The following is a 22,008-nucleotide window of genomic DNA, read 5'->3' as shown; positions in this document are numbered from 1 at the left end:
GATAACATTTGCTTCATATTATATGGTTAAGTCCTCGATCTATTAGTATTCGTCAGCTCCACATGTCACCATGCTTCCACCTCGAACCTATCAACCTGATCATCTTTCAGGGATCTTACTAGCTTACGCTATGGGAAATCTCATCTTGAGGGGGGCTTCATGCTTAGATGCTTTCAGCACTTATCCCTTCCGCACATAGCTACCCAGCTATGCCCTTGGCAGAACAACTGGTACACCAGCGGTGCGTCCATCCCGGTCCTCTCGTACTAAGGACAGCTCCTCTCAAATTTCCTACGCCCACGACGGATAGGGACCGAACTGTCTCACGACGTTCTGAACCCAGCTCGCGTACCGCTTTAATGGGCGAACAGCCCAACCCTTGGGACCGACTACAGCCCCAGGATGCGATGAGCCGACATCGAGGTGCCAAACCTCCCCGTCGATGTGGACTCTTGGGGGAGATAAGCCTGTTATCCCCGGGGTAGCTTTTATCCGTTGAGCGATGGCCCTTCCATGCGGAACCACCGGATCACTAAGCCCGACTTTCGTCCCTGCTCGACTTGTAGGTCTCGCAGTCAAGCTCCCTTATGCCTTTGCACTCTACGAATGATTTCCAACCATTCTGAGGGAACCTTTGGGCGCCTCCGTTACTTTTTAGGAGGCGACCGCCCCAGTCAAACTGCCCACCTGACACTGTCTCCCGGGTCGATAAGACCCGTAGGTTAGAATTTCAATACAGCCAGGGCGGTATCCCACCAGCGCCTCCACCGAAGCTAGCGCTCCGGCTTCAAAGGCTCCCGCCTATCCTGTACAAGCTGTACCAAAATTCAATATCAGGCTACAGTAAAGCTCCACGGGGTCTTTCCGTCCTGTCGCGGGTAACCTGCATCTTCACAGGTACTATAATTTCACCGAGTCTCTGGTTGAGACAGTGCCCAAATCGTTACACCTTTCGTGCGGGTCGGAACTTACCCGACAAGGAATTTCGCTACCTTAGGACCGTTATAGTTACGGCCGCCGTTTACTGGGGCTTCAGTTCAGAGCTTCGCTTGCGCTAACCCCTCTCCTTAACCTTCCAGCACCGGGCAGGTGTCAGCCCCTATACTTCGCCTTACGGCTTCGCAGAGACCTGTGTTTTTGCTAAACAGTCGCTTGGGCCTATTCACTGCGGCTTTCCGTTAAGAAAGCACCCCTTCTCCCGAAGTTACGGGGTCATTTTGCCGAGTTCCTTAACCAGAGTTCTCTCGCTCACCTTAGGATTCTCTCCTCGCCTACCTGTGTCGGTTTGCGGTACAGGCACCTTTTATCTCGCTAGAAGCTTTTCTTGGCAGCGGGGAATCAAAGACTTCGCTCCATAAGGAGCTTCCCCATCACAGCTCAGCCTTCGCGGTAAGCGGATTTGCCTACTTACCAGCCTAACTGCTTGGACGTGCACAACCAATCGCACGCTTCTTCTATCCTTCTGCGTCCCTCCATTGCTCAAACGATAAAGAGGTGGTACAGGAATATCAACCTGTTGTCCATCGCCTACGCCTGTCGGCCTCGGCTTAGGTCCTGACTAACCCTGAGCGGACGAGCCTTCCTCAGGAAACCTTAGGCATTCGGTGGACGGGATTCTCACCCGTCTTTCGCTACTCATACCGGCATTCTCACTTCTAAGCGCTCCACCAGTCCTTACGATCTGACTTCACAGCACTTAGAACGCTCCCCTACCACTGATACCATAGGTATCAATCCGCAGCTTCGGTGGTGTATTTAGCCCCGGTACATTTTCGGCGCAGAGTCACTCGACTAGTGAGCTATTACGCACTCTTTAAATGGTGGCTGCTTCTAAGCCAACATCCTAGTTGTCTAAGCAACTCCACATCCTTTTCCACTTAATACACACTTTGGGACCTTAGCTGGCGGTCTGGGCTGTTTCCCTTTTGACTACGGATCTTATCACTCGCAGTCTGACTCCCAAGGATAAGTCATTGGCATTCGGAGTTTGACTGAATTCGGTAATCCGATGGGGACCCCTAGTCCAATCAGTGCTCTACCTCCAAGACTCTCACACTTGAGGCTAGCCCTAAAGCTATTTCGGGGAGAACCAGCTATCTCCAGGTTCGATTGGAATTTCTCCGCTACCCACACCTCATCCCCGCACTTTTCAACGTGCGTGGGTTCGGGCCTCCATTCAGTGTTACCTGAACTTCACCCTGGACATGGGTAGATCACCTGGTTTCGGGTCTACGACCACGTACTAAACGCCCTATTCAGACTCGCTTTCGCTACGGCTCCGCCTCTTCAGCTTAACCTCGCACGGGATCGTAACTCGCCGGTTCATTCTACAAAAGGCACGCCATCACCCGTTAACGGGCTCTGACTATTTGTAGGCACACGGTTTCAGGATCTCTTTCACTCCCCTTCCGGGGTGCTTTTCACCTTTCCCTCACGGTACTGGTTCACTATCGATCACTAGGTAGTATTTAGCCTTGGGAGATGGTCCTCCCGGATTCCGACGGAATTTCACGTGTTCCGCCGTACTCAGGATACATTCAAGAGGGAACGAAGTTTCAACTACAGGGTTGTTACCTTCTATGACGAGCCTTTCCAGGCTGCTTCGTCTACCTCGTTCCTTTGTAACTCCGTATAGAATGTCCTACAACCCCAAGAGGCAAGCCTCTTGGTTTGGGCTAGATTCCGTTTCGCTCGCCGCTACTCAGGAAATCGCATTTGCTTTCTCTTCCTCCAGGTACTTAGATGTTTCAGTTCCCTGGGTCTGTCTTCTTTACCCTATGTATTCAGATAAAGATACCATACCATTACGTATGGTGGGTTTCCCCATTCGGAAATCTCCGGATTAAAGCTTACTTACAGCTCCCCGAAGCATATCGGTGTTAGTCCCGTCCTTCATCGACTCCTAGTGTCAAGGCATCCACCGTGCGCCCTTTCTAACTTAACCAAAAATTAAAAAATATGAGCTACACTGTTATCTAGTTTTCAAAGAACATATTCGCTATATAAAATAGCTTTATGGTGGAGCCTAGCGGGATCGAACCGCTGACCTCCTGCGTGCAAGGCAGGCGCTCTCCCAGCTGAGCTAAGGCCCCGTAATTTGTATGGTGGGCCTAAATGGACTCGAACCATCGACCTCACGCTTATCAGGCGTGCGCTCTAACCAGCTGAGCTATAGGCCCATACAAAACACAAGAATAATTTATATCATATTCTTTTTTAAGAGTCAACAATTTATTGAACTCTCAAAACTAAACGAAAACAAAACACGGAAACTTTATTGATGAACAGCGTTCATCAATTCTCCATAGAAAGGAGGTGATCCAGCCGCACCTTCCGATACGGCTACCTTGTTACGACTTCACCCCAATCATCTGTCCCACCTTAGGCGGCTGGCTCCAAAAGGTTACCCCACCGACTTCGGGTGTTACAAACTCTCGTGGTGTGACGGGCGGTGTGTACAAGGCCCGGGAACGTATTCACCGCGGCATGCTGATCCGCGATTACTAGCGATTCCAGCTTCATGTAGGCGAGTTGCAGCCTACAATCCGAACTGAGAACGGTTTTATGAGATTAGCTCCACCTCGCGGTCTTGCGACTCTTTGTACCGTCCATTGTAGCACGTGTGTAGCCCAGGTCATAAGGGGCATGATGATTTGACGTCATCCCCACCTTCCTCCGGTTTGTCACCGGCAGTCACCTTAGAGTGCCCAACTTAATGATGGCAACTAAGATCAAGGGTTGCGCTCGTTGCGGGACTTAACCCAACATCTCACGACACGAGCTGACGACAACCATGCACCACCTGTCACTCTGCCCCCGAAGGGGAAGCCCTATCTCTAGGGTTGTCAGAGGATGTCAAGACCTGGTAAGGTTCTTCGCGTTGCTTCGAATTAAACCACATGCTCCACCGCTTGTGCGGGCCCCCGTCAATTCCTTTGAGTTTCAGCCTTGCGGCCGTACTCCCCAGGCGGAGTGCTTAATGCGTTAACTTCAGCACTAAAGGGCGGAAACCCTCTAACACTTAGCACTCATCGTTTACGGCGTGGACTACCAGGGTATCTAATCCTGTTTGCTCCCCACGCTTTCGCGCCTCAGTGTCAGTTGCAGACCAGAAAGTCGCCTTCGCCACTGGTGTTCCTCCATATCTCTACGCATTTCACCGCTACACATGGAATTCCACTTTCCTCTTCTGCACTCAAGTCTCCCAGTTTCCAATGACCCTCCACGGTTGAGCCGTGGGCTTTCACATCAGACTTAAGAAACCACCTGCGCGCGCTTTACGCCCAATAATTCCGGATAACGCTTGCCACCTACGTATTACCGCGGCTGCTGGCACGTAGTTAGCCGTGGCTTTCTGGTTAGGTACCGTCAAGGTGCCAGCTTATTCAACTAGCACTTGTTCTTCCCTAACAACAGAGCTTTACGACCCGAAGGCCTTCATCGCTCACGCGGCGTTGCTCCGTCAGACTTTCGTCCATTGCGGAAGATTCCCTACTGCTGCCTCCCGTAGGAGTCTGGGCCGTGTCTCAGTCCCAGTGTGGCCGATCACCCTCTCAGGTCGGCTACGCATCGTCGCCTTGGTGAGCCGTTACCTCACCAACTAGCTAATGCGCCGCAGGTCCATCTATAAGTGACAGCCGAAGCCGCCTTTCAATTTCGCACCATGCGGTGCAAAATGTTATCCGGTATTAGCCCCGGTTTCCCGGAGTTATCCCAGTCTTATAGGCAGGTTACCTACGTGTTACTCACCCGTCCGCCGCTAACTTCTTAAGAGCAAGCTCTTAATCGGTTCGCTCGACTTGCATGTATTAGGCACGCCGCCAGCGTTCATCCTGAGCCAGGATCAAACTCTCCAATAAAGTGTTTGTCTAGCATCATAAATAAAAATTGACGTTTCACGTTGTTTGTTTCGTTTAGTTTTCAAAGTTCAACATCGCGTTTCAGCGACTTTTATAATGTATCACATTTAATTCCAAGTGTCAACTTCTTTTTTCTTTTGTTGTTGACGACGTTTATTAATTTACCATATTAATAGTTTATACGTCAATACTTTTTCAAAAAAAGAATACCAGGCTAGAAAACATAACGTTTCTTCTAACCTGGTAAAACATATAATTTAATAACTATAAGCGCACCGATACCTGGTAAACCTAAAAAACCCGAAATAAATGTAGTACCGACATTAATAGGCAGATGAAAGTTAAATTGCGTCCCCACTACATTGACAGCAAACAGCAACAAAGCTCCTATTACAATTTTGACAAGCGGCCTTCCTATAAAACGAAACGACTTAATAGGAGCGCCGACAATTAATAAAAGAAAGATTAATGTTAATATACCGCCAATAATTAAACGTTGTTCCATACCGTCCTCTCCCTTACAACTTGTACATTATATTTGTATGAAAAAAAGAAAAAAAAAAGACCGTTAAAATTTCTTCTTCAAAATAAAAAGTCGAGCGGAACATACATGTTCCGCTCGACTTCTCCTTTACAACCGTTCCATTTTCACAGGACGTCTTTTTGCTTCCTTCAATAGATAGAAATATTTTGCTTCCGCCAATTTTAAATGACATAGCACATCTTCTGAAGGCTCAATACTTTGTGCTACAATTCTTCTTTGGCGCATCCATTCTACCTTCACTTGTTCTAGCAATGCAATTAACTTTTCATCATATTCTTTGCGCAAATTCCCTTTTTTCTGAAAAAGCATCTCTATTTCTCCTACTAATTATAATTCTCTGCGGCCCTCTAACGCCTTTGATAACGTTACCTCATCCGCGTATTCTAAATCACCGCCAACCGGTAGCCCATGTGCAATACGTGTCACTTTAATACCAGTCGGCTTTAACAGGCGAGAAATGTACATCGCTGTCGCTTCTCCTTCAATGTTCGGGTTTGTCGCCAAAATAACTTCTTGTACTGTTTCATCGTGCAGTCGCTTTAACAACTGAGGGATATTGATATCTTCCGGACCAATTCCTTCCATTGGAGAAATGGCACCATTTAATACATGATATACTCCCTGATATTCTTTCATTTTCTCCATTGCAATGACATCTTTCGGCTCTTGCACAACGCAAACAATCGATTGATCACGATGAGAATCATCACAAATATAACAAGGATCTTTATCTGTTATATGGCCGCAAATAGAGCAATATGTTAAGTTTCGCTTTGCATTTACAAGCGACTTCGCAAAATCTAATACATCATCTTCTTTCATATCCAATACGAAAAAGGCCAGGCGAACAGCTGTTTTCGGTCCGATTCCTGGCAATTTCATAAAGCTGTCAATCAGCTTTGAGATTGGTTCTGGATAGTGCATCTATGACCAGCCTCCTAGAACATACCGCCCGGTAAATTCAATCCTTTTGTAAATTGTCCCATTGTAGAAGCTGATAGCTCTTCCGCTTTCTTTAATGCATCATTCGTTGCAGCTAATACAAGGTCTTGTAACATTTCAATATCTTCTGGATCTACAACTTCTTCTTTAATTTGCACTTCTAAAATTTGCTTATGTCCATTTGCGATAACTGTTACCATACCACCGCCAGCTGTTCCCTCAACTGTTTTTTCACCAAGTTCCTCTTGCGCTTTCGCCATTTGTTTTTGCATTTTCTGCATTTGCTTCATCATGTTATTCATATTTCCCATTCCACCACGCATCATAATAATTCCTCCTAATTGTTTCTTAATGAATGTTTATAGTTTAATAAAGAAAAATCCATTTAAGACGTGTTTTACTCTCTTATTTCAATTAATTGTTCTCCCACAATCTTTACAGCTTCTTCGATAAGAGGGTCTTTTGGCTTTTCAGCTTCCTCTGAAGGACTACCTTCATGTTGTAAGAAACCCTCACGAATTTTTCCCCATTCACTTTTTGGAATTGCAATCATTTGCAACCTCTTTCCAAACAGTTCAAAGAGAATTTGCTCTACCGTATCTGTTGCCTCACGATTTTCACTCGCCATTTTACAATGTATTTCATACTTAAAACCAAGAACATAAGAAGTAGTAGAAGCTGCGACTGGCTCACTGTTTTCTAATAAAACCGCATAAGCAACTTTATTATAGTTTTTCAATCGCTCTAACAGTTCACCCCACGCACTCTTTAGTTGCTCTAAATCCTTACGAGTCGCTTGTTTTAACACTTCATGAACACGCCCAACTGGTATTTTCATGCTACCAGAACGAGTCGGCTTCGGTGTAACCTTTGTTTCTCTCACTTCTTGTTGCATAGGTACACCATGCTGCTTCATATTTTCTAATTCCTGTTCTAATTGCTGCATTCTTTGTAAAACAGCTTGCAAACGATCCGCTCCATTTGCTTTCATCGCAAATTGCTGACACAGTTGTACCATAACCACCTCTAAAAAAATACGAGGATGATTTGTCCATTTCATTTCTTGTTGGCTTTTGCTAAGCGTATGAATAATTTCATAAATCATTTCAGGTTCCATATCCTGACTTAACTTACGAAATGAATCATCAACAATAACTCTCTCTAGCATGTCCTCTAGCTGAGGCGAAGTTTGATATAAAAGCATATCTCGATAATAGTAAATGAAGTCTTCCATGAAGCGAAGCGGATCTTTCCCTTGATTCATAATATCATCAACAATACGCAGCGCTTTGGATACATCATTTTCATAGATGCACCCTACAAGGTTTGCTAAATATTGCTGTGAAACAGAACCTGTAACCGCTAATACATCTTCTACTGTTACCACTTCATCACTATAAGAAATAGCTTGATCAATTAAACTTAATGCATCACGCATACCACCTTCTGCGGCACGCGCTACAATTTGAAGAGCTTCCTCGTCCACTTTCGTTCCTTCGTTGTTTACAACAGTTGTTAATCGTTCGACAATATCATGCACTGATATTTTTCGAAATTCAAAACGCTGACAACGAGAAATAATTGTTGGTGGAATTTTATGCGGTTCTGTCGTTGCTAAAATAAAGATAACATGTTGCGGGGGTTCTTCTAATGTTTTTAATAGCGCATTAAAAGCACCCATAGAAAGCATGTGAACTTCATCAATAATATATACTTTATAGCGAACTTCGCTTGGAGCATACTTTACTTTATCTCTTATATCTCGAATTTCATCTACACCGTTATTCGAAGCCGCGTCAATTTCTAATACATCTGAAATAGCACCTTGCGTAATTCCTAAGCATGCAGGACATTCATTACAAGGTTCAGCTGTAGGAGCATGCTCACAGTTGATTGCTTTGGCAAATACCTTTGCAATTGTTGTTTTCCCTGTTCCTCTTGGTCCGGAAAACACATAGGCATGTGATGCTTTCTCTTGAAGAAGAGCATTTTGCAACGTTTTCGTTACGTGCTTTTGACCGACTACATCTTCAAATTTTTGCGGCCTCCATGTTCGGTATAACGCCTGGTATGACACGAAAATACGGCCTCCCCCAAAGGTTATTATCTCAATTATCTCGCTATTTTCGAACAGCAATCTCCAGCTCAAACTAAAGAAATTAGATGGGAAATAGACTGCCCGTAAAAGCCCGATTCGTTCGACTGATAATTAGTAAAGTATAAAAAATCACCCACTAATTAAAGTTTCATCTTATTATAACCCATTCTGATTATAGATTCCAAAAGTTATTTTCTATACAAAAAACCCACCCTATTCATATAGGATGAGCTTTATATGCATATATAACTGCCGTGCACCTTCTGTCGATTACGTACCATAAGCGTTACTTAAGCAGTTAGCTCGGTTCAGGCACTCCTGCGGCACACGAGAAGACCCGCTTATTGCTGCTTCCTTCCGGACCTGACAAGGTTCACGGGGTCCCGTTGCGCAGGACCCAAACGTCAACACCACTTACTTAAGGCAGACCCTACAGTAGCATAACCTTGAGAAGGGATTCGGCCTCGCTAGAGCGGATTGCGAGTACAGGGCACCGCTACCTCCCCGCTTAGCACGGCAAAGTTAAAACCATATTTAGTTGCCTTATCTGAAGGCAATATCAGTATAACTTGTTTCCTAAAAAATTGCAACGTGTTAACAAAGACTATTTTTATCCAGCTTTTCCTTCTCTTTCTTCCTCTTTTTGCGTAGTTCTCGAAAAAAGTTTGTTAATAATGCTCCACACTCTTCTTCTAACACACCAACCACAACTTCAGATTGATGATTAAACCGTTCCTCTGTTAATAAATTCATTAATGTACCAGCACATCCACCTTTTGGGTCACTCGCTCCATATACAACACGTTTTACACGCGATAAAACAATTGCACCCGCACACATTGGACACGGCTCTAATGTGACATATAGGGTTGCATTTTCCAAACGCCACGTCCCTAACTTTTTGCACGCATCATCAATTGCTAACAATTCAGCGTGAGCAATTGATCGCTGCTCTGTTTCACGCAAATTATGTGCACGACTTACTACCTCACCGTCCACTACAACAACTGCACCAATTGGTACTTCTTGTATTTCTTCAGCCTTTTTTGCTTCCTCTATCGCGAGCTTCATAAAGTAAATATCTTCTTCCATAACAAAATCCTTTCATCACAAATAACTTTTCTATATTCAATCCAATCTAAAGAGAAAGGAAAGGAGATTACATATGAAAAATACAGCACTTCTTATCATCGATATGATTAATGACTTTCAATTTTCACATGGACCTATCTTAGCACGAAAATGCAAAATTATTACAGAACCTATTTTAGAACTCAAACAAAAAATGAAAAACTCTGGCTGTCCAATTATTTATGTAAATGATCATTATCATTTATGGAGAGCTGATATTAACGAGCTTATTGCCTATTGCACAAATGAATATAGTCAAGAAATTATTAAAAAAATAGCACCCTCAAATGATGATTATATTTTTATTAAACCACATTATTCTGCTTTTTATGAAACCCCCTTAAATTCATTGCTAGGTCATTTAAAGATAGAAAACCTTATTTTAACAGGGGTAGCTGGAAATATATGCATCCTTTTTACCGCAAATGATGCTCATATGAGAAATTATCAATTATATGTACCTGAAGATTGCATTGCATCCAATTGCGACCAAGATAACAAACACGCCCTGCACATTATGCAAGCAACTTTAAAAGCAAATATTTCTCCATCAATTCATTTAAAGGTGTAATACCATAAATTGATTTTCTAACTTTTTATGAAAACCAACCCTTTCCGCCTCCTCTTATGCTACAATAATTCTGTTTTGTGCTTTTTATTAGTACTAAATTATGTTTTGGAAGGAGGCAACAGCGTGACCGGAGTACCATTTATTACGGTCGAAGGACCAATTGGTGTCGGAAAAACTTCACTCGCGAAAGCGATATCGACTCACATGCAACTCCATTTATTAAAAGAAATCGTTGATGAGAATCCTTTCTTAGGCAAGTTTTACGAAGACATCCAAGAATGGAGTTTTCAAACAGAAATGTTTTTCCTCTGCAACCGTTATAAGCAACTAGAAGACATCGATACAAAATATTTAAAACAACATATGCCTGTTGTAGCAGATTACCATATATTCAAAAATTTAATCTTTGCATCTCGAACATTACGGGGTTCCCAGTACGAGAAATACATGCAAATTTATCGTATCTTAACACAAGATATGCCCGTTCCAAACGTCATCGTGTATATAACAGCAAGCTTAGAAACGCTCCAAAAACGAATTGCCATGCGCGGACGGGAATTCGAAAAAAATATAGATCCGAATTATTTATTACAACTCATTGAAGATTACGAAGCGGCAATGGAAGCTTTCAAACAAGATCATCCGAGCATCCCCGTACTAAAATTCAACGGAGATAATATGGATTTTGTGAAAAATGAATCGGACTTAAACGTAATCTTATCAGCATTACAAAATACACTGACGAAGGAGATTAATCAGTAATGAATTTGAGACAAAAATATGATATTCCAAATGACGCTGTTATTACGATTGCAGGAACAGTTGGCGTCGGAAAATCTACAATGACAAATGCACTAGCAAACGCGCTTGGTTACCGCACATCATTTGAAAAGGTAGACTCCAATCCATATCTAGACAAATTTTATGGTGATTTCACACGTTGGAGCTTCCACTTACAAGTTTATTTCTTAGCAGAACGCTTTAAAGAACAAAAAAGAATTTTCGAATATGGCGGAGGATTTATTCAAGACCGTTCTATTTATGAAGACACAGGAATTTTCGCAAAAATGCATTATGAAAAGGGAACAATGACCGCTACGGATTATGAAACATATAAAAGCTTATTCGATGCAATGGTTATGACCCCCTACTTCCCACACCCTAATTTACTCATTTATTTAGAAGGGTCGTTTGAAGATATCGTAGATCGTATTAAAGAACGCGGAAGACCTATGGAACAGCAAACACCGATTGAGTATTGGGAAGAAATGCATGCACGCTATGAAAATTGGATTAATGATTTTAATGCTTGCCCTGTGCTGCGTCTTAATATTAATGAATATGATATTTTACAAAATGAAAATTCAATTGAACCTATCATTAAGAAGATTGGTCACTTCTTACAACAAACACGTAAACTTGTAAAATAAAAAACCCGTGCAATCGCACGGGTTTTTTCTATGAACTTAGTTTTTCTTTTTGGTCGGAGCAATAATCTCGCTCTCTGATTTTCCAGCATTAATGCGCTGACGCACAGTACTTACACTAAGATCATACGCTTCAGCAATTTCTTTTACCGTCATTTCTGTCCCGTTAATAACAGCCGTAATTACTTTACGTTTTGCAGCTGCTTGTTTTTCGATTTGTTTTGGTGCTTCTACTTTCTTCACTTCTTGTTTCACATCACAGATGCAACCACTAAGTTTACGAAATGTTTCATCACTTACAATACGAGATACGTTCGCAGCACTATTTAAAATCTTATTTTTCTTGCAAACGGGGCATTGTACATAGTATAGTGTTTTTCCGTCAAGCGGAAACGTTTGTATAATAATATCCATGGTAGCTCCTTTCATATCTATGAAGATAATCATCGGAATATGAGTGTTTCTATAAGAGATGAAATCCTCTATATGCTACTTCCTGAGTGGTTAAAATAAAAACTCGTTACGTGTTGGTAACGAGTTCTCCAATCTCCACTTATATGCGCTGTTGTCAATTATATATGGCGGAGGAAGAGGGATTCGAACCCCCGCGCGGCTCGCACCGCCTGTCGGTTTTCAAGACCGATCCCTTCAGCCAGACTTGGGTATTCCTCCGTATTCACATGACATGAAATATAATATCAAAAGAAAAACAGTTCGTCAACCCTACTATAATAGAAAAGGAAAGAGATTTTTTCTCTATCCTTTTCCCCTTCTTATACAATCTATTCTAATCTTCTAATTAACAATAAGATCATCAGCGTTAAGTGTATCTCTTATCTTGTTAAAAACCTCGCTTTGTTCTTATTGGATAACAAGAGATGTATATGAAGAAAACTTTATTTAATTACTGCTTTTCCTCCCATATAAGGACGAAGAACTTCTGGAATGATAATAGAACCATCTTCTTGTTGGTAATTTTCTAAAATGGCAGCTACCGTACGGCCAATTGCAAGCCCAGATCCGTTTAATGTATGAACATGCTCTGGTTTCGCATTTGTTTCACGGCGGAAACGGATGTTTGCACGTCGCGCTTGGAACGCTTCAAAATTACTACAAGAAGAAATTTCACGATATGTACCGTAGCTAGGAATCCATACTTCGATATCGTACTTCTTCGCTGCTGTAAATCCTAAATCTCCTGTGCACATGCTCATTACACGATATGGAAGGCCTAACAATTGTAATACACGCTCTGCATCATTTGTTAATTTTTCTAGTTCTTCATAAGAATCTTCAGGTTTCACGAATTTCACAAGTTCTACTTTATTAAATTGATGCTGACGAATTAAACCACGTGTATCACGACCAGCAGATCCTGCTTCAGAGCGGAAACATGCGCTAAATGCAGCATAACGAATTGGTAGTTGTTCTCCACTTAAAATCTCATCACGATGTAAGTTTGTTACAGGTACTTCAGCTGTAGGAATTAAGAAATAGTCATCACTCTCAATACGAAACGCATCTTCTTCAAACTTTGGAAGTTGCCCTGTTCCAATCATACTTGTACGATTCACCATATATGGAGGTAAAATCTCTTCATAGCCATGTTCCTCTGTATGAAGATCAAGCATGAAATTAAATAAAGCACGTTCTAACTTCGCACCTGCCCCTTTATAAAATACAAAACGGCTACCTGTTACTTTCCCAGCGCGTTCAAAGTCTAACATACCTAAATCCGTTGCAAGATCCCAATGCGGCTTTGGTTCAAACGTAAATTCTTGAACTTCCCCCCATGTACGAACTTGCACATTATCATCTTCCGTTTCACCATTTGGTGTAGATTCGTGCGGAATATTTGGAATAGATAACATTAATTTCTCAAGATCTTCTTCAACTGTACGAAGCTCATTATCAAGCTCTTTAACTTTATCGCTTACTTCACGCATTTCTAAGATAAGTGCTTCTGCATCTTTCTTTTCACGTTTCAATACAGAAATTTGTTGAGATACCTCATTACGTTTGCTTTTTAGCTCTTCTGTTTGTACAAGTAATTCTCTTCTTTTTATGTCTAATTCTTCAAAACGGCCAAAATCTGTTAAGTCTTCGCCTCTATGTTGTAATTTCGCTTTTACTTCTTCAAAGTTTGCACGCAAAAATTTAATATCAAGCATGATAATTCCTCCTTTATTTTTAGAAAAACAAAAAACTCCCGTCCCTGTACAAAGGGACGGGAGTTAACCCGCGTTGCCACCCTAATTGAAAGCATACTTGCTTTCCTCTCAAGTAGAAATAACGGCTCTTCGCCGGAAATGCTTACTTGTCTAAAGACCGTTCCGCATCTCACTCCAGGATGGATTCACAAGCTGTTTCTATCGGTTTACACCAGCCACCGACTCTCTATAAGAAACGAATCTTGTTACTACTTCCTATCAACACATTTGTCATATAAAATAGTTACCATCAATTTACTATAATCTTGCACAAGTTGCAAGTCGCTTATACGACTTTTTTCATTTTTGCTTCTTTCACCATGTCTACGAAATAAGCTGTAACACGATGATCATCTGTTAATTCTGGATGGAAAGAAGCTGCTAATAAATGATTTTGTCGAACCGCTACCATGCGATCTTCATGTGTACATAATACTTCTACATGATCTTCTACATCTACAACATATGGCGCACGAATAAATACACCGATAAAGTTTTCGCCTACACCTTTCATAGAAAGGGCAGCCTCAAAGCTATCTTTTTGACGACCAAATGCATTGCGTTCTACGGTAATATCCATTGCACCGATATGTGATTCTTCATATCCAATAAGGTTCTTTGCAAGTAAAATCATACCTGCACATGTACCAAACATCGGTTTTCCTGTTTTAGAAAATTCACGAAGAGGTTCCATGAAACCATATTTATCAATAAGGCGGCGCATTGTTGTGCTTTCACCGCCTGGTAAAATAAGTCCATCTACTTCCTCTAGCTGCTCTGTACGCTTCACAATAACAGCTTGTGCACCACTTGCTTCTATTGCACGTACATGTTCACGAACAGCCCCTTGAAGTCCCAATACACCGATTGTAATCATTTCAAAAACTCCTTTAATTACCAACCGCGCTCTTGCATGCGTTGTTCTGGTAATAATGTTGAAATTTCAACACCTTTCATTGCATTACCTAGCCCTTTAGAAAGACGAGCAATTAATTCATAATCTTCATAATGTGTTGTTGCTTCAACAATTGCGCGTGCAAATTTTTCTGGATTTTCTGATTTGAAAATACCAGAACCTACGAATACCCCATCTGCACCAAGTTGCATCATTAATGCAGCATCAGCTGGAGTTGCAACGCCGCCTGCTGCAAAGTTTACAACTGGCAAACGACCAAGGCGTTTAATTTCAAGTAATACTTCATAAGGAGCACCAGTGTTTTTTGCATATGTCATTAATTCATCTTCGCGCAGACTCGCAACTTGACGAATTTCTGCGTTTACTTGACGCATATGACGTACAGCTTCTACAATATTCCCTGTGCCAGGCTCACCTTTTGTACGAAGCATAGATGCACCTTCAGCAATACGACGTGCTGCTTCGCCAATATCACGACATCCACATACAAACGGAACAGTATAATCACGTTTATTTAAATGGTACACTTCATCAGCCGGAGTTAATACTTCACTCTCATCAATATAGTCTACCCCTAATGATTCAAGTACACGTGCTTCCACAAGATGGCCAATACGACATTTTGCCATAACTGGAATTGATACAGCACCCATTACTTCTTCTACAATTGTTGGATCTGCCATACGCGAAACGCCACCTGCTGCACGAATATCAGCTGGAACACGTTCTAGTGCCATAACAGCAACCGCACCTGCTGCTTCTGCAATTTTTGCTTGCTCAGCGTTGACTACGTCCATAATGACGCCGCCCTTTTGCATTTCTGCCATTCCACGTTTTACACGCTCTGTCCCTGTTACATTGATCATGTACAAAAACCCCCCTAGGTGAATTGCTTTTCCCCGTTCACGACGAAAAGTAAGAATACTCTTACATTCTACCATTACTTATTAGAGGCTTGTCTACTATTTTTTTTGTTATACTCGATGCAAAATACAAGAAATAAAAAAAGCCCCCTATGGGGAGCTCTTAAAACCAACCTTTTACAGTATCAACTGTACTATGCCATATACCACTAAAGAAGGAACCAACGCTTCGCATAGAAAGAACAAACCAGTTCGCTTTCTCTACTTCTTGTTTTGTTACAAGGTCTACTTGCATTGACTTACCAGTTAAAAACCCTACATCATTTGCATCTTTTGCTGATACAGTCATATAACCAAGTGTCGTACCTTTTTTGATTGGCGCTTCATTCTTCTTATTTACTGCTTTGAAATCCGTTTTATAAACATCTTTACTTCCCTTTGGTATTGGAAGCACAACTTCTTCCTTCGTTTGCACTGCTACATTTGTATCTTTTGCTTTATCCACATGAACTGTTTCATGCCCTTTTACTTGGGAATTTTTCTGATATACTGTTTTCGTTTGGAAATTTGTAAAACCGTAATCAAATAGTTTCTTTGTTTCTGCAAAACGCGCTGTGTGAGAGTTTGTTTTAATAACAACAGAAATTAAACGCATACCATTACGTTCTGCTGTACCTGTAAAACAATCTCCAGCTTCTGGAGTAGAACCTGTTTTCAGACCATCTACTCCTTCATATTGCATAACTAATCCAGGTAACATCCAGTTCCAGTTATCCATTTTTATTGGATATTTTCCACCTTCTTGGAATGTTTTTTTCGGAATCTTAGATGTCTCTAACGTCTCTGGATACTCTTTAATTAAATGTTGCGCTAAGATTGCAACATCTCTAGCAGACATTTTATTCTCTTCATCCGGAGTTGTCCCTTCAGGCTGTCTCCCTTTTAAATCTTTATTTGTTAATCCTGTACAGTTTACAAATTTATAGTTCGTTAATCCAAGTTCTTTCGCTTTGTCATTCATCATCTTAACAAAATTCGCTTCTGAACCGCCGATTAATTCAGCTAAGGCAATCGTTGCACCATTTGCAGAGTAAATTGCCATTGCCTCGTATAACTCTTTTACAGTATAAGTACCGCCATTTTCTAATGGAACATTTGATAAAGAGCGATCTTGTGAAATAAAATGAGCATATTCAGAAACCTTTGTTTTTTGATCCCACTTAATTTTTCCTTTTGCGACTGCATCATGAACTAAATATTCACTCATTATTTTTGTCATACTCGCAATTGCTAATAGTTCGTCTGGATTTTTTTGATATAAAATTTTCCCAGAGTTCGCTTCCACTAAAATCGCCGCACCTGCTTCAACATTCAAAGGAGCATTTGTTTCTGCAAATGCACTGCTGTATGTAAAAAACATGCTGCAAAATAGTGTAAGTACTGTTACAATCGCAAGTATTTGTTTACGGAACATACCTGTCACTTTTGTTACCCCCAATATATTTGTACTCACATAAACGTTATTCTAACACAATCAAAAAAAAATAGACAGAGATACTAAACCTCTGTCTATTTCGATATCCGACATTATAATGAATAGTTTGGTGATTCTTTTGTAATTTGTACATCATGCGGATGACTTTCACGTAATCCGGCACCTGACATACGGATAAACTGCGCATTTTCACGTAAGAATGGTAAATCAGCTGCACCGCAATATCCCATGCCTGCACGTAATCCACCAACTAATTGATGTACCGTATCTGCTAAAGGACCTTTAAATGGAACGCGGCCTTCGATTCCTTCTGGAACAAGTTTTTTATTGCCTTCTTGGAAGTAACGATCTTTACTTCCTTTTTCCATTGCTCCAACAGAACCCATACCACGATATACTTTAAATTGACGACCTTGGTAAATTTCTGTATCTCCAGGGCTTTCTGCTACACCGGCAAAAATACTTCCAAGCATAACAACGTGTGCACCAGCTGCTAATGCTTTTACAATATCACCAGAATATTTAATTCCACCATCAGCAATGACTGGAACACCGTATTTACGAGCTTCTGTTGCACAGTCATACACTGCAGTTAACTGAGGAACACCAACACCAGCTACAACGCGTGTTGTACAAATAGAACCTGGTCCAATACCAACTTTTACAATATTTGCACCTGCTTCAATTAATTCACGAGTTGCTTCCGCTGTTGCAACGTTACCAGCTATGATATTCAATTTCGGATACTTTTCACGAACTTCTTTCACCTTGTCTAATACACCTTTGGAATGTCCGTGAGCTGTATCAATAACAATTACATCAACATTTGCTTTTACTAATGCATCGATGCGTTGCATTGCATCAGCTGTTACTCCAACAGCTGCACCTACTAATAAACGACCTTGTTTATCTTTTGCAGAGTTTGGAAACTCAATTACTTTTTCAATATCTTTAATTGTAATCAAGCCTTGTAATACGCCGTTATCATCAACAAGAGGGAGTTTTTCAATTTTATGCTTCTGTAAGATTTTTTCAGCATCTTCTAGTGTAGTATGAACTGGAGCCGTAATTAAATGCTCTTTTGTCATTACATCGGAAATCTTAATTGAATAATCTTGGATAAAACGCATATCACGATTTGTAATAATTCCTACAAGCTTTCGTTCTTCCCCGTCATTTACGATTGGAACACCTGAAATGCGATATTTTCCCATCAAATGTTCTGCATCATATACTTGATGGTCTGGAGTTAAAAAGAAAGGATCAGTAATAACGCCACTTTCAGAACGTTTTACTTTGTCTACTTGCTCCGCTTGTTGCTCAATAGACATATTCTTATGAATAATACCTAATCCACCTTGACGAGCCATTGCGATAGCCATATCAGCTTCTGTTACCGTATCCATACCAGCACTAATTAAAGGGATGTTTAATTGTAAGCTTTCAGATAAAACTGTTTTCACGCTTACTTCTCTTGGTAATACATCGGATCTAGCTGGTACAAGTAATACATCATCAAACGTTAAACCTTCTTTAACAAATTTAGATTCCCACATAAATGATTCCCCCCATGATACCTGAAATTATTATTAGTAGCTTAACAATTGGTTAAAATACTGTCAAGAAAGACAGTATATGTTAGAATTTTCTAAAAATAAAAGGAGAGTATACAATGCAGCATTCATCAATCATTTGGCAGAAATTAAGCTTCTTTCTTTCTTCTACTCACACACAACATTATCTTACCCATTGCTATAAAAAATTAGGTAATATAAATACTGAGAAAAAAAGCTTTGAAAATTGTTATCCATTTATTTATTACTTAGAGCATGGAAAAAATTACTACGATTTGTGTCATACTGCTCCGCTTTCCATAAAACCAGTATTATTGTTTTATGGAATGAGCCAGCTACTAAAAGCTTGTTTACTTACAGTCGATCCTAATTATCCGGAATCAACTTCTGTATTAGCACATGGGGTCACAACAAGAAAGCGAAAAAAACAAAGTTATCAGTTTATAGATGATGAAGTTAAAATACAAAAACATGGATTATTTACTCAAGTTGCGGAACAAATGTTTCATGTGAAACATTTAGAAGGAGAAAAATATACAATGGGAGGGTTACTGCAAAGAATCGCAGAACTAAAGGAATTATTTCTATACAGTAAAAGAAGAAATAGGTTATATAAACTAAAAGAGGTGACAGAGAATATCTTTACTTTTCCTACTCATGTTTTAGATGCTTTTCATATGACAGAAGAACGTTTTATACGACATATGGAGGGAACTTGCAAACATCTTAACGTTCGATATACAAACGTTAAAGAAGATGCATCATACTTACATTTCACAGCACCTATTAGACAATGGAACCCATTATACAGTGCACCTCTTACATATAATCACTATACAAATACTTATTATTTACCTGCCAATGGCGATACAGCTCCTATTTTCCCAGAATTACTTACGCATTATCTTCTGCTTTATAACTTAAGTATGATTTCCCGTTATGAAACAGATTGGTGGTACGATTTACTTGGAAGTTATTCTTCTGAAGATTATCCGTTTATTTTTCAATTTTTAGCTGTTACAGCAGAAAAAGTACCACACTATATTTATTTATATTTAATGAATCAACATAATTCTATTTCTTAGGAAATAAAAAAAGACGAGTCCAATGACTCGTCTTTCGTTTGCCTGGCAACGTCCTACTCTCACAGGGACAAAGTCCCAACTACCATCGGCGCTAGAGAGCTTAACTTCCGTGTTCGGTATGGGAACGGGTGTGACCTCTCTGCCATCATTACCAGACTTATGAAGGTATATTCCTTCAAAACTAGATAACATTTGCTTCATATTATATGGTTAAGTCCTCGATCTATTAGTATTCGTCAGCTCCACATGTCACCATGCTTCCACCTCGAACCTATCAACCTGATCATCTTTCAGGGATCTTACTAGCTTAACGCTATGGGAAATCTCATCTTGAGGGGGGCTTCATGCTTAGATGCTTTCAGCACTTATCCCTTCCGCACATAGCTACCCAGCTATGCCCTTGGCAGAACAACTGGTACACCAGCGGTGCGTCCATCCCGGTCCTCTCGTACTAAGGACAGCTCCTCTCAAATTTCCTACGCCCACGACGGATAGGGACCGAACTGTCTCACGACGTTCTGAACCCAGCTCGCGTACCGCTTTAATGGGCGAACAGCCCAACCCTTGGGACCGACTACAGCCCCAGGATGCGATGAGCCGACATCGAGGTGCCAAACCTCCCCGTCGATGTGGACTCTTGGGGGAGATAAGCCTGTTATCCCCGGGGTAGCTTTTATCCGTTGAGCGATGGCCCTTCCATGCGGAACCACCGGATCACTAAGCCCGACTTTCGTCCCTGCTCGACTTGTAGGTCTCGCAGTCAAGCTCCCTTATGCCTTTGCACTCTACGAATGATTTCCAACCATTCTGAGGGAACCTTTGGGCGCCTCCGTTACTTTTTAGGAGGCGACCGCCCCAGTCAAACTGCCCACCTGACACTGTCTCCCGGGTCGATAAGACCCGTAGGTTAGAATTTCAATACAGCCAGGGCGGTATCCCACCAGCGCCTCCACCGAAGCTAGCGCTCCGGCTTCAAAGGCTCCCGCCTATCCTGTACAAGCTGTACCAAAATTCAATATCAGGCTACAGTAAAGCTCCACGGGGTCTTTCCGTCCTGTCGCGGGTAACCTGCATCTTCACAGGTACTATAATTTCACCGAGTCTCTGGTTGAGACAGTGCCCAAATCGTTACACCTTTCGTGCGGGTCGGAACTTACCCGACAAGGAATTTCGCTACCTTAGGACCGTTATAGTTACGGCCGCCGTTTACTGGGGCTTCAGTTCAGAGCTTCGCTTGCGCTAACCCCTCTCCTTAACCTTCCAGCACCGGGCAGGTGTCAGCCCCTATACTTCGCCTTACGGCTTCGCAGAGACCTGTGTTTTTGCTAAACAGTCGCTTGGGCCTATTCACTGCGGCTTTCCGTTAAGAAAGCACCCCTTCTCCCGAAGTTACGGGGTCATTTTGCCGAGTTCCTTAACCAGAGTTCTCTCGCTCACCTTAGGATTCTCTCCTCGCCTACCTGTGTCGGTTTGCGGTACAGGCACCTTTTATCTCGCTAGAAGCTTTTCTTGGCAGCGGGGAATCAAAGACTTCGCTCCATAAGGAGCTTCCCCATCACAGCTCAGCCTTCGCGGTAAGCGGATTTGCCTACTTACCAGCCTAACTGCTTGGACGTGCACAACCAATCGCACGCTTCTTCTATCCTTCTGCGTCCCTCCATTGCTCAAACGATAAAGAGGTGGTACAGGAATATCAACCTGTTGTCCATCGCCTACGCCTGTCGGCCTCGGCTTAGGTCCTGACTAACCCTGAGCGGACGAGCCTTCCTCAGGAAACCTTAGGCATTCGGTGGACGGGATTCTCACCCGTCTTTCGCTACTCATACCGGCATTCTCACTTCTAAGCGCTCCACCAGTCCTTACGATCTGACTTCACAGCACTTAGAACGCTCCCCTACCACTGATACCATAGGTATCAATCCGCAGCTTCGGTGGTGTATTTAGCCCCGGTACATTTTCGGCGCAGAGTCACTCGACTAGTGAGCTATTACGCACTCTTTAAATGGTGGCTGCTTCTAAGCCAACATCCTAGTTGTCTAAGCAACTCCACATCCTTTTCCACTTAATACACACTTTGGGACCTTAGCTGGCGGTCTGGGCTGTTTCCCTTTTGACTACGGATCTTATCACTCGCAGTCTGACTCCCAAGGATAAGTCATTGGCATTCGGAGTTTGACTGAATTCGGTAATCCGATGGGGACCCCTAGTCCAATCAGTGCTCTACCTCCAAGACTCTCACACTTGAGGCTAGCCCTAAAGCTATTTCGGGGAGAACCAGCTATCTCCAGGTTCG

Annotated in this window: 16 protein-coding genes, 3 tRNA genes, 4 rRNA genes, 1 other RNA gene and 1 other annotated feature (1 of these 25 running past the window's edge); of the genes, 4 read left to right on the top strand and 20 right to left on the bottom strand. The window is 41.9% G+C overall.

What is annotated here, in order from left to right:
- Window positions 1-22: 22 nt before the first annotated feature.
- The 11 genes from AB1284_RS22755 to tadA form a co-directional block, all read right to left on the bottom strand.
- Window positions 23-2,944: ribosomal RNA gene (locus AB1284_RS22755) — 23S ribosomal RNA — on the bottom strand.
- A 72-nt stretch (window positions 2,945-3,016) separates the two neighbouring features.
- Window positions 3,017-3,092: transfer RNA gene (locus AB1284_RS22750), tRNA-Ala, on the bottom strand.
- Window positions 3,093-3,102: 10 nt separating this feature from the next.
- Window positions 3,103-3,179, bottom strand: a tRNA-Ile gene (locus AB1284_RS22745).
- A 129-nt stretch (window positions 3,180-3,308) separates the two neighbouring features.
- Window positions 3,309-4,859, bottom strand: a 16S ribosomal RNA gene (locus AB1284_RS22740).
- The 16S and 23S rRNA genes sit together here with 2 tRNA genes alongside, the layout of an rRNA operon.
- 235 nt (window positions 4,860-5,094) lie before the next feature.
- Window positions 5,095-5,364, bottom strand: coding sequence for a pro-sigmaK processing inhibitor BofA family protein (locus AB1284_RS22735; RefSeq protein ID WP_429752880.1), 270 nt, complete (start codon window positions 5,362-5,364; stop codon window positions 5,095-5,097).
- Window positions 5,365-5,490: 126 nt separating this feature from the next.
- Window positions 5,491-5,712, bottom strand: a complete 222-nt coding sequence (locus tag AB1284_RS22730) for a YaaL family protein (RefSeq protein ID WP_336484651.1) — start codon at window positions 5,710-5,712, stop codon at window positions 5,491-5,493.
- 18 nt (window positions 5,713-5,730) lie between these two features.
- Window positions 5,731-6,327: a recombination protein RecR gene (recR, locus tag AB1284_RS22725; RefSeq protein ID WP_098310719.1), complete on the bottom strand. Its 597-nt coding sequence runs from the start codon at window positions 6,325-6,327 to the stop codon at window positions 5,731-5,733.
- Window positions 6,328-6,341: 14 nt separating this feature from the next.
- On the bottom strand, window positions 6,342-6,668 hold the full coding sequence (locus AB1284_RS22720) for a YbaB/EbfC family nucleoid-associated protein (protein WP_336484653.1): 327 nt from the start codon (window positions 6,666-6,668) through the stop codon (window positions 6,342-6,344).
- 74 nt (window positions 6,669-6,742) lie between these two features.
- The gene (gene dnaX, locus AB1284_RS22715) at window positions 6,743-8,422 is read right to left on the bottom strand and encodes a DNA polymerase III subunit gamma/tau (protein WP_429752881.1); all 1,680 of its coding nucleotides are present in this window, start codon (window positions 8,420-8,422) and stop codon (window positions 6,743-6,745) included.
- 273 nt (window positions 8,423-8,695) lie between these two features.
- Window positions 8,696-8,960: signal recognition particle sRNA large type (ffs, locus tag AB1284_RS22710), an RNA gene on the bottom strand.
- Between the two features lie 77 nt (window positions 8,961-9,037).
- Window positions 9,038-9,535 (bottom strand): tRNA adenosine(34) deaminase TadA, encoded by a 498-nt coding sequence (tadA, locus tag AB1284_RS22705; protein ID WP_429752882.1) that lies wholly within the window; start codon window positions 9,533-9,535, stop codon window positions 9,038-9,040.
- 73 nt (window positions 9,536-9,608) lie between these two features.
- Between tadA and AB1284_RS22700 the strand changes: the two genes are divergently transcribed.
- From AB1284_RS22700 to AB1284_RS22690, 3 genes are all read left to right on the top strand, one after another.
- The gene (locus AB1284_RS22700) at window positions 9,609-10,145 is read left to right on the top strand and encodes an isochorismatase family cysteine hydrolase (protein WP_429752883.1); all 537 of its coding nucleotides are present in this window, start codon (window positions 9,609-9,611) and stop codon (window positions 10,143-10,145) included.
- A gap of 123 nt (window positions 10,146-10,268) precedes the next feature.
- On the top strand, window positions 10,269-10,907 hold the full coding sequence (locus AB1284_RS22695; protein WP_429752884.1) for a deoxynucleoside kinase: 639 nt from the start codon (window positions 10,269-10,271) through the stop codon (window positions 10,905-10,907).
- Window positions 10,907-11,575 carry a deoxynucleoside kinase gene (locus AB1284_RS22690; RefSeq protein ID WP_429715627.1) on the top strand — a complete coding sequence of 223 codons (669 nt, stop codon included), beginning with the start codon at window positions 10,907-10,909 and terminating at the stop codon, window positions 11,573-11,575. The genes AB1284_RS22695 and AB1284_RS22690 overlap by 1 nt, the downstream gene beginning before the upstream one ends.
- Before the next feature lie 36 nt (window positions 11,576-11,611).
- On the opposite strand, the gene AB1284_RS22685 is transcribed toward AB1284_RS22690, so the two are convergent.
- The 7 genes from AB1284_RS22685 to guaB form a co-directional block, all read right to left on the bottom strand.
- Entirely contained in the window at window positions 11,612-11,986 is a 375-nt protein-coding gene (locus tag AB1284_RS22685; protein WP_336484645.1) for a DUF3797 domain-containing protein, read from the bottom strand.
- 165 nt (window positions 11,987-12,151) lie between these two features.
- Window positions 12,152-12,244, bottom strand: a tRNA-Ser gene (locus tag AB1284_RS22680).
- Window positions 12,245-12,468: 224 nt separating this feature from the next.
- Window positions 12,469-13,743, bottom strand: coding sequence for a serine--tRNA ligase (gene serS, locus AB1284_RS22675; RefSeq protein WP_429752885.1), 1,275 nt, complete (start codon window positions 13,741-13,743; stop codon window positions 12,469-12,471).
- Window positions 13,744-13,792: 49 nt separating this feature from the next.
- Window positions 13,793-14,014: a binding site (T-box leader), on the bottom strand.
- A 54-nt stretch (window positions 14,015-14,068) separates the two neighbouring features.
- Window positions 14,069-14,659, bottom strand: a complete 591-nt coding sequence (pdxT, locus tag AB1284_RS22670; protein WP_429752886.1) for a pyridoxal 5'-phosphate synthase glutaminase subunit PdxT — start codon at window positions 14,657-14,659, stop codon at window positions 14,069-14,071.
- Between the two features lie 17 nt (window positions 14,660-14,676).
- Window positions 14,677-15,561, bottom strand: coding sequence for a pyridoxal 5'-phosphate synthase lyase subunit PdxS (gene pdxS / locus AB1284_RS22665; protein WP_211482641.1), 885 nt, complete (start codon window positions 15,559-15,561; stop codon window positions 14,677-14,679).
- 163 nt (window positions 15,562-15,724) lie between these two features.
- Window positions 15,725-17,044 carry a D-alanyl-D-alanine carboxypeptidase family protein gene (locus AB1284_RS22660; RefSeq protein WP_429752887.1) on the bottom strand — a complete coding sequence of 440 codons (1,320 nt, stop codon included), beginning with the start codon at window positions 17,042-17,044 and terminating at the stop codon, window positions 15,725-15,727.
- Window positions 17,045-17,148: 104 nt separating this feature from the next.
- Complete coding sequence (gene guaB / locus AB1284_RS22655; RefSeq protein ID WP_429752888.1) at window positions 17,149-18,612, bottom strand: IMP dehydrogenase; 1,464 nt, start codon at window positions 18,610-18,612, stop codon at window positions 17,149-17,151.
- A gap of 116 nt (window positions 18,613-18,728) precedes the next feature.
- On the opposite strand from guaB, the gene AB1284_RS22650 reads away from it, so the two are divergent.
- Window positions 18,729-19,715 (top strand): YaaC family protein, encoded by a 987-nt coding sequence (locus tag AB1284_RS22650; RefSeq protein ID WP_429752889.1) that lies wholly within the window; start codon window positions 18,729-18,731, stop codon window positions 19,713-19,715.
- Window positions 19,716-19,755: 40 nt separating this feature from the next.
- On the opposite strand, the gene rrf is transcribed toward AB1284_RS22650, so the two are convergent.
- Both rrf and AB1284_RS22640 read right to left on the bottom strand, forming a co-directional pair.
- A 5S ribosomal RNA gene (rrf, locus tag AB1284_RS22645) occupies window positions 19,756-19,871 on the bottom strand.
- Window positions 19,872-19,921: 50 nt separating this feature from the next.
- Window positions 19,922-22,008, bottom strand: a 23S ribosomal RNA gene (locus AB1284_RS22640) (it continues 836 nt past the right edge of the window).

It is taken from the genome of Bacillus sp. S2(2024) (assembly GCF_050474045.1).
Lineage (GTDB): Bacteria > Bacillota > Bacilli > Bacillales > Bacillaceae_G > Bacillus_A > Bacillus_A yunxiaonensis.
This window is presented reverse-complemented; position numbering and strand designations above follow the sequence as displayed.

What these genes read in the sequence shown, in the direction of transcription:
- AB1284_RS22735 (WP_429752880.1), bottom strand. Translation starts at nt 5,364, where the DNA reads ATGGAACAACGTTTAATTATTGGCGGTATATTAACATTAATCTTTCTT.
- AB1284_RS22730 (WP_336484651.1), bottom strand. Translation starts at nt 5,712, where the DNA reads ATGCTTTTTCAGAAAAAAGGGAATTTGCGCAAAGAATATGATGAAAAG.
- recR (WP_098310719.1), bottom strand. Translation starts at nt 6,327, where the DNA reads ATGCACTATCCAGAACCAATCTCAAAGCTGATTGACAGCTTTATGAAA.
- AB1284_RS22720 (WP_336484653.1), bottom strand. Translation starts at nt 6,668, where the DNA reads ATGCGTGGTGGAATGGGAAATATGAATAACATGATGAAGCAAATGCAG.
- tadA (WP_429752882.1), bottom strand. Translation starts at nt 9,535, where the DNA reads ATGGAAGAAGATATTTACTTTATGAAGCTCGCGATAGAGGAAGCAAAA.
- AB1284_RS22700 (WP_429752883.1), top strand. Translation starts at nt 9,609, where the DNA reads ATGAAAAATACAGCACTTCTTATCATCGATATGATTAATGACTTTCAA.
- AB1284_RS22690 (WP_429715627.1), top strand. Translation starts at nt 10,907, where the DNA reads ATGAATTTGAGACAAAAATATGATATTCCAAATGACGCTGTTATTACG.
- AB1284_RS22685 (WP_336484645.1), bottom strand. Translation starts at nt 11,986, where the DNA reads ATGGATATTATTATACAAACGTTTCCGCTTGACGGAAAAACACTATAC.
- serS (WP_429752885.1), bottom strand. Translation starts at nt 13,743, where the DNA reads ATGCTTGATATTAAATTTTTGCGTGCAAACTTTGAAGAAGTAAAAGCG.
- pdxT (WP_429752886.1), bottom strand. Translation starts at nt 14,659, where the DNA reads ATGATTACAATCGGTGTATTGGGACTTCAAGGGGCTGTTCGTGAACAT.
- guaB (WP_429752888.1), bottom strand. Translation starts at nt 18,612, where the DNA reads ATGTGGGAATCTAAATTTGTTAAAGAAGGTTTAACGTTTGATGATGTA.
- AB1284_RS22650 (WP_429752889.1), top strand. Translation starts at nt 18,729, where the DNA reads ATGCAGCATTCATCAATCATTTGGCAGAAATTAAGCTTCTTTCTTTCT.